At 25.4% G+C, this 9,203-nt stretch carries 8 protein-coding genes; 6 read left to right on the forward strand and 2 right to left on the reverse strand.

Features of this window, described 5'->3' with window-relative positions:
- The first annotated feature begins 310 nt into the window (after positions 1 to 310).
- The 4 genes from comB to MBCUR_RS01750 all read left to right on the forward strand — a co-directional run bounded on the left by comB (position 311) and on the right by MBCUR_RS01750 (position 4,361).
- The gene (comB, locus tag MBCUR_RS01735) at positions 311 to 1,069 is read left to right on the forward strand and encodes a 2-phosphosulfolactate phosphatase (protein ID WP_245637266.1); all 759 of its coding nucleotides are present in this window, start codon (positions 311 to 313) and stop codon (positions 1,067 to 1,069) included.
- Between the two features lie 317 nt (positions 1,070 to 1,386).
- Entirely contained in the window at positions 1,387 to 2,550 is a 1,164-nt protein-coding gene (locus MBCUR_RS01740) for a TraB/GumN family protein (RefSeq protein ID WP_067089458.1), read from the forward strand.
- Positions 2,551 to 2,552: 2 nt separating this feature from the next.
- Positions 2,553 to 2,786, forward strand: coding sequence for a DUF1922 domain-containing protein (locus MBCUR_RS01745; RefSeq protein ID WP_067089461.1), 234 nt, complete (start codon positions 2,553 to 2,555; stop codon positions 2,784 to 2,786).
- 282 nt (positions 2,787 to 3,068) lie between these two features.
- Positions 3,069 to 4,361 (forward strand): hemolysin family protein, encoded by a 1,293-nt coding sequence (locus MBCUR_RS01750; protein ID WP_067089464.1) that lies wholly within the window; start codon positions 3,069 to 3,071, stop codon positions 4,359 to 4,361.
- Between the two features lie 465 nt (positions 4,362 to 4,826).
- Here MBCUR_RS01750 and MBCUR_RS01755 read toward each other — a convergent pair whose 3' ends face one another.
- Both MBCUR_RS01755 and MBCUR_RS01760 read right to left on the reverse strand, forming a co-directional pair.
- Complete coding sequence (locus MBCUR_RS01755) at positions 4,827 to 5,696, reverse strand: dihydroorotate dehydrogenase electron transfer subunit (protein ID WP_067089482.1); 870 nt, start codon at positions 5,694 to 5,696, stop codon at positions 4,827 to 4,829.
- Positions 5,697 to 5,832: 136 nt separating this feature from the next.
- On the reverse strand, positions 5,833 to 6,780 hold the full coding sequence (locus MBCUR_RS01760; RefSeq protein ID WP_067089467.1) for a dihydroorotate dehydrogenase: 948 nt from the start codon (positions 6,778 to 6,780) through the stop codon (positions 5,833 to 5,835).
- Between the two features lie 401 nt (positions 6,781 to 7,181).
- Here MBCUR_RS01760 and MBCUR_RS01765 point away from each other — a divergent pair, with 401 nt between their 5' ends.
- Together MBCUR_RS01765 and MBCUR_RS01770 are read left to right on the forward strand one after the other, a co-directional pair.
- A complete protein-coding gene (locus MBCUR_RS01765; protein WP_157077535.1) occupies positions 7,182 to 8,021 on the forward strand; it encodes a hypothetical protein in 840 nt (279 codons plus the stop codon).
- A 146-nt stretch (positions 8,022 to 8,167) separates the two neighbouring features.
- The gene (locus tag MBCUR_RS01770) at positions 8,168 to 8,950 is read left to right on the forward strand and encodes a PKD domain-containing protein (RefSeq protein WP_067089474.1); all 783 of its coding nucleotides are present in this window, start codon (positions 8,168 to 8,170) and stop codon (positions 8,948 to 8,950) included.
- Positions 8,951 to 9,203: the final 253 nt, after the last annotated feature.

Genomic DNA, 9,203 nt, shown 5'->3' on the forward strand with positions numbered 1-9,203 from the left:
CCATATTTAAATATTATTAGCTATTTTCCCTTGAAACACTTGAATTAGAATTTCAGCTGTGAAAAAATCTTAAAGAATCATTTCAATTGTAAAAAATTTCAAGAGCAAAAATAGTAATATAAAATTATAATATTGTATTACTAAAAATCTAACTAGACAATTATTTTACAGAAAATATTAAAATATTAAAATGCTTTTTACTGAAGTGTCAATAAAAAGATTATAATAATTTGAAGAAAATTTTTAAAAAAAATATTTTGCTTCTAAATGAAAAATAAAAAAGAAGAAAAAAACATTAATATGTGGTTTTATGAAAGATATTAAAATTACTTTATCATTGGAAAAAACCAAATCAAAAGATGTTTCTATAATGGTAGATTCACTAAGAGCCAGTACTACAATAACAGTAGCTTTAGATAATTATGAAAAAATAATTCCTGCATTTTCAAAGGAAGAAGCAATACAAATAGCTTTAAAAAATGATGCTATATTGGCAGGAGAGCGAACAGGAGAAAAAATTAATGGATTTTCTCTAGGTAATTCTCCAATAGCTATTAATAAGTTTAAAACAGATAAAAAAATATTAGTTTTAACAACAAGCAATGGTACTAGAATTCTTGAATCAATGGACTCTAAAGTATTAATAGGTTCTTTAATAAATTCTTATTCAACAGCTTTATCTGCATTAAAGATTGCAAATAATCATGTTGATATTGTAATGGCAGGAGTAGGTGGAAAATTTGCAATAGAAGATTATCTTGTTTCTGGAGACATTATAAATTCACTAAAAGAAATAGTTTATGGTAAGGATCAAGAAATAAATAAACAAAAAATAAAGATCAATAATGAAGAGACAAATCTTTTAATAGATGACTATGGAGAAATAGCTTCAGAAGAAAGTGAAGATTTTAATTATCTAAGAGAAAGTATTTTAAACTGTGAATCAGCAATAAGGTTAAAATCAATAGGGTATGAAAAAGATGTTCTATTTGCTATTAATAAAAACATTAGTAATAATGTAGGAATATATAAAAACAATGAGATTAAATTGTTTAAAGATAAAAATTAAAGGTAAAATTAAAGATAAAAATTAAGAAAAAACTTTAAAAAATTTAAAAGGATATTAAAAAAATATTAAAAAAAAGCATAACAAATAAAATTCAATAAAAAGATTTAATAAAAAGCTTTATAAAATAAATTTATAAAATAAGTTTAAATACTTTTAGTAACATATATTAAGTAAAATATTTATAGTAATTTAAGAGAGAATTAAAAAAATTAAAAATTTTACAAAAATATTGACTAATAAATAAAATTATTTTTATTTAAAATATAAGCTTAAAAAAAACAATATACAACTAATATAAGTTCATAAGAGAAAAAAACATGGAAAAAGAAAAATTAAAAATCATAGGGACTGCTCATGTATCACAAGAAAGTGTAGAAGAAGTTAAAGATGCAATATATGAAAATTTACCTGAAGTAGTGGCTATTGAATTAGATTATGGTAGATACATGAAATTAAAAGAGGAACAATCTGGAATTGTTAAAGATGAAGAAATTTCAGTTACTAAAATCATTAAAGAAGAAAAAGTAGGAGTATTTATAACAACAAGTATATTATCTTACATACAAAATAAAATAGGACAAGACTTAGACATTAAACCGGGATCTGAAATGATAGCAGCAATTGAAGCTGCAGAGGATATTGATTCTAAAATAGCTTTAATAGATAGAGACATTAACATAACATTTCAAAGAGCTTTAAACAAAATGAGTATATGGGAAAAACTAAAGTTCGTTTTTAGTTCTATTTTTAGTTTATTTATTGGAAAAGATGAAATTGAAAATATTGAAGAATTAAAAAATGAAGCAAATTTAGATGAGATAATGAAAGAGTTTGAAAAAATCTCTCCAAGTGCATATGAAGTTTTAGTCAAGGAAAGAGATGCTTACTTGGCAAATTCAATTTTAGAAATTGAAGAAGACAGTGTTGTAGCTGTTGTAGGAGCTGGTCACAAACCAGGGATAAATCGCTATCTAAATAATCCAAATGAACTTCCATCAAAAGAATTCCTTACAAATATAGATAAAAAAGGATTTCCATGGCTAAAAATCATTCTTCTTTTAATTCCTATTTCATTTGTGGTGATATTTTTTCTGGCTTTTATTAACGGGATCAATATAACAAATAATCTTTTAGAATTTGTATTAATCGGAGGAGGTTGTGGTTTTATTGGGTCAATATTATCTGGCTCTAAACTTCAATCAGCTATTGTTGCTTTTGTTGTTGCTCCATTAACTATTATTCATCCATTACTTGCTGCTGGATGGTTTTCAGGTTTAACTGAAGCTAAATTTAGAACAGTTAAAAGAAGTGATATTAACAATATTGCTAATATCAGTTCCATTAAAGATTTATGGAAAAATAATATATTCAGAATTTTACTGGTAGTAATTGGAACAAATCTTGGAGTAAGTGTTGCTACATTAGTAATTCTTCCTTCACGAGTATTTTTCCCCTTGCTGACAAAGCTTTTTGGAGGATAAGAATGTATTATATCTTTCGTTGCGATTGTGGAAGGGCACTTTACTCAAAAGAAGGTGTAAAAACCCGTAAATGTGTTTGTGGAAAAACCATTAAAGTTAAAAGTCGCAGAATATTTAAGAAAGTAGAAACTGCAGATCAAGCATCAGAGGCAGTAAGAAAAATGCAAGAAGAAAACTACGAGAATACTTTCTTTAAAACAGCCGATACAATAAAATTTCATCGTAGATTTAGCTAAATAAAACATTCATTATAAAATAAAATACTTTCAAGAAATAAAAATATTAATTAAAAATTATACTATAAAAAAATATTTAAAAAATAAAAATTAATAAAATTAATAAAATTAAATTTATGTTACTTAAAAAAATTGTTAAAAAAATATTAAAATTATTTATTAAAGTTATTTATTAAAATGTTAAAGTTATTAAAATTATTAAAGTATAATTAAATTAATTAAAAACAACAAAAATGTCAAACTTTCTTAAATCAATTATTTAAAGGTTTAAAGGTGAAATAAATGTCGACGAATATATTTTTAGAAATAATTATAATTATAATTTCAATTATAGTCAGTGCTTACTTAGTAATGGCTGAAATGGCTATTGTATCTTCACGCAAAGTTAAATTACAGAAAATGTTAAAAGATGGAGACAAAAGAGCACAAATAGCTATTGATTTGTATGATAATCCAAATGATTTCCTCTCTGTCGTTCAAGTAGGAATAACACTCATCAGTATTATTATAGGGGCTGTTAGTGGAGCTTCATTGTCTGATACATTGTATATTTATTTAAAACATGTTCCTTATGGACATACAATTGCTATGGTTAGTGTGATAATAATTACTACTTATATAACCTTGGTAATTGGGGAATTGGTTCCAAAAAGAGCAGGTTTAAATAATCCAGAAAAAATATCATTGAAAATATCTAGATCCCTAAAAATTCTAACAAAAATTTCTCGACCTTTATTATTTGTTCTCAGTGTTTCAACAGATTTCATTTTAAAATTAATTGGTTCATATAAAAAAAATGTTGATGTTATTACTGAAGATGATGTTAAATTACTTATTGAAGAAGGAATTGAAGATGGAACAATAGAAAAAGATGAAGAAGAAATAATTAGAAATGTTTTTCGCTTAGATGAACAAAAAATTGATGTTTTAATGACTCCTCGTACAGAAATAATCTGGATTGACTTAGAAGACCCACAAGAGGATATGAAAAAAAGAGTTATTCAAAGTGAAAGGTCTATTTTCCCTGTTGCAAGAGATGAACTTGACAATTTAGAGGGAGTGATTCAAGCAAAAGATATTTTAAGCTCAATGTTTTTAGAAGGAGAATATGACATTGAAGAATGTATTAAAAAGCCTATTATTGTACCAGAAAATCTTCAGGCACTTGATTTATTAAAAAAATTTAAAGAAAACAAAGAATATGTTCATATGGCATTAATTGTGGATGAACATGGAAGTGTTGTAGGTTTAATAACTTTGAATGATTTTCTTGAAGGATTAGTAGGAGATATTCCTGGAATAGATGAAACGGACGATCCAAAAGCAATAAAAAGAAGTGATGATTCATATTTAATCGATGGATCCTTTCAAATCGATAGATTTAAAGACATGTTTCAAATATCAGAAAAATTACCTGAAGAAGAAGACAATTTTACCACTTTAGCAGGATTTATTTTAAGCTTTTTAGATAAAATACCTGAAGAAGGTGAGTCATTTACATGGAAAAACCTTAAATTTGAAGTTTTAGACATGGATGGTCACCACATAGACAAAATTTTAGTAAAAATTGATTAAAACTTTAAACAAAAAATTAAAGAAAGTGTGACAATTATAGCCCTGAAAGAAAATTTTTGAATTAATGATTTGTTGAAATATTTATTTTAAAAAATAAGTTTATATTATATCTAATTTTTAAAATAACCATTTATAATTTTATTATATAGAAAAATATTTATTATAATTATTTAATTTAATTAATAGATGAATATAGGGATTTTTAAAAAAAATTATTGCTTCTAAACTTTATTTCCTGGACTATACTATTGGTAAAAAACCTGACCAATCTTATAAAATGATCTAAAAGATAAAATAACTTTAACAAGCAATAATAAATAATATTGAAAAAGTTAAAAATAATCCATATATTATATATAAACAATAAAGTACCTTAAAACTAGCTAATTTCAAACTGAATAGCTTATTTGATATTTTTTTAAATGATTGTAATTAAATAGATTTAAATGGATTATAATTAATAAGTCAATAATGCTCTTTAGCACCAGAGCTATTTCTATGATATTTTCCAAATTCAATTATTTGATTAACATCAGAAGAATCAAATACTGGACCCTCAACACATATTCTCCAGCCTGTTTTATCAACACAACATTGACCACAGATCCCTAAAGCACATTTCATATATCTTTCAAATGAGTACTGAGCTGGAATGGCTTCATTTTCCAAAATATCAAAAATTCCTTTCATCATAATTTCTGGTCCACAAACAACGGCAGAATCATAGTCATTGTATTTTAAAACATCTAATGCTCTATGAGTAGCAAAACCTCTAAACCCACAGCTTCCATCATCTGTACATGTATATACATTTAGATTTTCACTTTTATTTAATTCGTTTTCATCAAAATTGTTATCGTAGACATACAAAAAGTCATCATTTTTAGAAAATAAAAGCTCATCTTTAGTTTGGGAAGCTGAAATAACATTAACCTCTTTTCCAGATGCTAAAGCCATTTTTACAAAAGCAGAAATAGGAGCCATTCCTACCCCTCCACCAATAGCCAAAATTTTCTCACCTTTTAACCTAAATCCATTTCCATAAGGTCCACGAAGTCCTAATTTATCTCCAACAAAGAGTTTATGAAGACCTTTAGTAAATGGACCAATTAATTTAACTGTAATGGCTATTAAATTATTTTCAGCATCAATTTTTGAAATAGACATTGGTTTTTCGTCTAATTCATCACCTAAACCATTAAAATTCCATATCATTAAAAATTGACCTGGTTTGGGAATAGGTAATTCCTTCATATCCCAATCAAATATAAATGTTTTAATTGACTTTGTTTCATGAATAATGTCTTTAATTTCTAGTATTTTGTATGAATTTATAGCTTTAAAGCCATTAAAATTATTATTATTATTATTATTATTATTATTATTATTATTATTATTATTATTATTATTATTATTGTAAATATTACTATAATTATTAATACTGCTATTACCCTTAATACTACTATTGCTATTATTGTTCACAAGAATCACCATTATTTAATTTGTCCACTTTATGAGCCAAACCAATCATCTCGTTAACAGAAGAAAAATCATGGTTTTTCATAAAAACAGTTAAATCATCCTTGATTCTAGAAAATATCTCTACTCCATTATACATAATGGCTGTACCAATTTGAACTGCATTTGCTCCAGCATATAAAAATTCCACTACATCTTTACAATTTTTAATTCCTCCAACACCAATTAATGGAATATCAACAACTGAATAAACATCATAAACAGCCCTAATAGCTATTGGTTTTATTGCAGGACCAGACATTCCTCCAAACTTATTTGAAAGAATAGGATTTCCTGATTCAATGTCTATTTTCATTCCAGGTCCTAGAGAGTTAATTAAGCTGATTCCATCGGCACCTCCTTTTTGAACAGAAATAGCTATTTCTTTAATATCTGTAACATTTGGAGTTAATTTAGCTAAAACAGGAATATCAACAGCATTTTTAACATATTTAACAATTTTATAACTTAATTCAGGGTTTTGTCCAATGGCTGCTCCACATCCTCCCATGGCATGGGGACAAGATATGTTTAATTCAATCATATCAACTAAATCAGCTATTTCATTTGAAACATAAGAAAATTCTTCTTCATTGGACCCATAGATAGATGCAATAACTATTTTTTTTCCATTTTCTCGTTTAATATCTTTTAATTCTTCTTTAAATATCTCTACTCCTGGACTTGAAAGACCAATAGCATTTATAATTCCACCTTCAACTTCTACAGTTGTTGGATTTTTGTATCCTTTATTTGGATTTTTAGAAAATGATTTAGTGACAACACCACCAGCACCAGAAGATAAAATCCAATTCATGCTTGATGCATTACTTCCCATGATTCCTGCAGCCAATAATAGTGGATTTTCTATATTCATTCCACAGATTTTAGTATTTAACATAATTACTCCTTTAATAATTAACCATTTAATAATTAATAATAAATTAATAATAAATTAATAATAATAAATAATAATAATTTCAACTGAAATTATTGTTTAGAGGTTCGCAAAATACAAAACTATAAATATTATGAAGTAGAATATATTATGTTAATATGATAATTTTTAATATGATATGGACAAGATTTTAAAACATTCTCAATTAGCTATAGATATGCTTATGGATGATGTTTAATAGAGTCTACTATTTTTGTATTAATATATTATTTATATTTTTCATATAATTTTAGATTAATTACACAATTAACTTTTAAAAAAATTGTAAAAAGGAAAAAATTGTAAATGGAGATGATAATATATTTAAAAAAAGACATTTAGCTGTTGTTTTAATTATATGTGCTGTGTTCTTACTTTCAATTTCATCAGCTTCAGCTATGCGTGGAGATGGTTTGTATGAAATAATGAAAGAAATGGGTCAGGAATTACCTGATGGAACAAGTTTCAATTTAAATGGATTGAATGCTAAGCAAGTTGCAACACCTAAAAATAGTAAAATACCTAAATTTGTAATTACTAAAGGTAAACCTGCAACTTTTACTGTAGGTGTTAATGAATATACTAAAGTTGTAAAGTGGAATGTTATAGATGCAAATCATGTTAAAATAAATAAAACTGATAACAGCACTTATTATACAAAAGATAGAGCCATATATACTCATAATACCAGACCAAATACTTCTGATTCTTTAACCCTTGACTTTAAATCTAGCAAAACATATTTTATTTCAATAGATTTCCTTGATGATACAAATACTGGGTATCGGATGGGTTTTATGTTTAATTTGACAGTTTCCAATCCTGTTAAAAAAGCAGATTTAAGGTTTTCAGGTGCTCAACAAGTTGTGGATAAAAAAGGTAATGTTTATGCAATTGTTTTAAATATTAAAAACTTTGGCAATGCAGATACCACATACAAAGCTAAACTCAGTAGTTATGGCAAAAAATATCTTGGTTACAGTATAATGAGCATTAAATATAAAGGGGCAGGTAAGATTAAGACTCAAACTTTAAGTTATATTTTAAAACCTATTAAAGCAGGCAAGACAGTACAAGTAAGGATTAAATATCCCCAAACTATACCTAAATCTTTGAGAAAAAAAATTTTAAGAACCCTTACACTAAATGTAGGTAATTATATCACAGATGTAACAACCAACAATGTGTTGAAAATTCAAAAGTAAAAAATATAGTTAATTAATAGATAATTTTTATTAACTTAAATATTTTTTTATATTTTTTTTTTTTTTTTTAATTTAAAAATATTTTTTTTAATTTTTCATGTGTAATTTTAACAAATTTATTTCATTAAAATCCAAAGGGAGAGGATATGATAAAAAAAACTAGCATTATCTTAATTTTGATAACAATAGCTATTTTAGCATGTGTTAGTGGTGTTTCAGCCCAAAATATAGGAATGAGTAATGGTACATTATCTATTTATAGTGATGACAACTCAGATATTGTAAGTATATCTGCAAGTAACTTAGAAGTGGTTAAGAATAAAAATGATTCGTTTAAAGTTTTAAATAAGCAAAAGGTCACATACAAAATCCTTGAAAAGTATCAAGGCAAACCAATTACCATCAATAAAATTAAATGGTCTTGGGGAGACGGAACTTCATCAAATAGTAAAACTGCAACCCATACCTACAAGACCAGTGGATGGAAAAAAATTAAAATTGTGGTAAATGCTTCTGCAGACTATGATGTTCTTGGTTGGGGTAATAACAAAACCCGATGGATAGCTGTTTCTAAGACTTTTAATGTTTATGTGGATAATAAGGCTGATTTGGTTGTAAGTTCTATTGTTCAAAATAACAATCAAAAGAATGGCAATGTTCACAGTATAACCATTAAACTGTCTAACCAAGGTGCAAGTACTATGAAAAAGTCTTATTTTACTTTTAATCTTAAGTATGGTAAATATTCAAAAACTGTTAAAGGATGGATTCCAGCTATTAAATCAGGAAAAAAATTAACCTTTACATTAAAAATGCCTAAAGTCATTCCATATAATCTTAGGAATAAAGCTATTCGGACTATTAAATTAAATACTAAAAATGCACCTGAAGCAATGACTTTTAATAATATTATTCAATTTAAAGGTTAAGATTTTTATTTTTTTTAACTTTTTTTTTTGATCATCTTTTTTCAGATTCTATTTTTTTAAAATTGCTTTTTTTTATGATTTTTAATTTGTTTATAAAAATTATTTAATTTCTCTTATTTTTTATTACTTTTTCTCTTAATTTTTAATTATGTATTCTTTTTTAAAGATTTTATACTTAATGATTTTTAATATTTTTTTATTGTGAAAAAAATTTGAATTATATAATTTTTTAATAAAATAATTTATATAATAT

The sequence above is a fragment of the Methanobrevibacter curvatus genome, assembly GCF_001639295.1.
GTDB lineage: Archaea > Methanobacteriota > Methanobacteria > Methanobacteriales > Methanobacteriaceae > Methanoflexus > Methanoflexus curvatus.

Coding starts and splice junctions, on each gene's coding strand:
- MBCUR_RS01740 (WP_067089458.1), top strand. CDS start 1,387: ATGGAAAAAGAAAAATTAAAAATCATAGGGACTGCTCATGTATCACAA.
- MBCUR_RS01760 (WP_067089467.1), bottom strand. CDS start 6,780: ATGTTAAATACTAAAATCTGTGGAATGAATATAGAAAATCCACTATTA.
- MBCUR_RS01745 (WP_067089461.1), top strand. CDS start 2,553: ATGTATTATATCTTTCGTTGCGATTGTGGAAGGGCACTTTACTCAAAA.
- MBCUR_RS01770 (WP_067089474.1), top strand. CDS start 8,168: ATGATAAAAAAAACTAGCATTATCTTAATTTTGATAACAATAGCTATT.
- comB (WP_245637266.1), top strand. CDS start 311: ATGAAAGATATTAAAATTACTTTATCATTGGAAAAAACCAAATCAAAA.
- MBCUR_RS01750 (WP_067089464.1), top strand. CDS start 3,069: ATGTCGACGAATATATTTTTAGAAATAATTATAATTATAATTTCAATT.